Source organism: Thalassobacterium maritimum, from assembly GCF_031127805.1.
Taxonomy (GTDB): domain Bacteria; phylum Verrucomicrobiota; class Verrucomicrobiia; order Opitutales; family Coraliomargaritaceae; genus Thalassobacterium; species Thalassobacterium maritimum.
Genome location: NZ_JARXHW010000184.1, coordinates 1 through 768, shown reverse-complemented (window position 1 = coordinate 768; position 768 = coordinate 1). Strand labels below are relative to the sequence as shown.

Sequence of the window (768 nt, the reverse complement as noted above, 5' to 3'; positions counted from 1 at the left end):
GCGCAGATGGACACAGATTTCCTTGCTTCTGTTCTTTCATGATCTGTGCTAATCCGTGTCATCTGTGGTTCTTCAATTCTTTCCCATATCGTGGAAGACTATCGCGTAGTGAGCGACGCAGGAGCGAACGGAGTTGATAGCTCTGTCTGGATAGGCTCCTCATTTTCTATGACAACTCGCCGGCGTGGCACAACATCTTGCGAACGCTCTTGAGTCAGATCAGATTCTCCGACGCGATCTCGTGTTCCAAATAGGGTAAATTTTCCTGCAGTCGTCTCATTCGCAACATATGATTCAATCCATTTCTTGCTAATTACCCATTTGCTTGCGTATACCATACTCCACTCACCGTCTTTATGCTGGGCTATCTTTACGGTTTTACCTCGGTTTCCATCATCATACTCTTCGGGTATAAATACAACAGAGCCCGGTTCTATTCTCTCGGTTGCTGACCCAACCATAATTGCGATTGGTGATTTGGTTTGGTTTTCGAAGCGAACGTGGGTGGCTACATCGACGGCGACTTCCGGGCCAGTGCCGCCCAAGACAGCCTCAAGTTTATCTCCTTTCGTTTCCTTCGGTTTTTCTTTTTCAGATGGGCTGCATCCAAACAAGCAAAAGGCTAGAATGCATAGAGCTGTAGCTGTCTGTATTGCTTTCATTCGTTTGCCTATCGTGGAGGCCAGGCACCCAGCCTGAGGGTTTCGGATTAGTGAGGGTTATCGGATTTCTAGCGCGTAAAATGGGTTGACCTGTGCCGTCTGGATC

The 768-nt window shown here is 47.9% G+C and carries 1 protein-coding gene; it reads right to left on the bottom strand.

All coding sequences use genetic code 11. From position 1 onward, the window contains the following. Positions 1-98 precede the first annotated feature (98 nt). Positions 99-662 carry a hypothetical protein gene (locus QEH52_RS19940; RefSeq protein WP_308952720.1) on the bottom strand — a complete coding sequence of 188 codons (564 nt, stop codon included), beginning with the start codon at positions 660-662 and terminating at the stop codon, positions 99-101. Between the last annotated feature and the right edge of the window lie 106 nt (positions 663-768).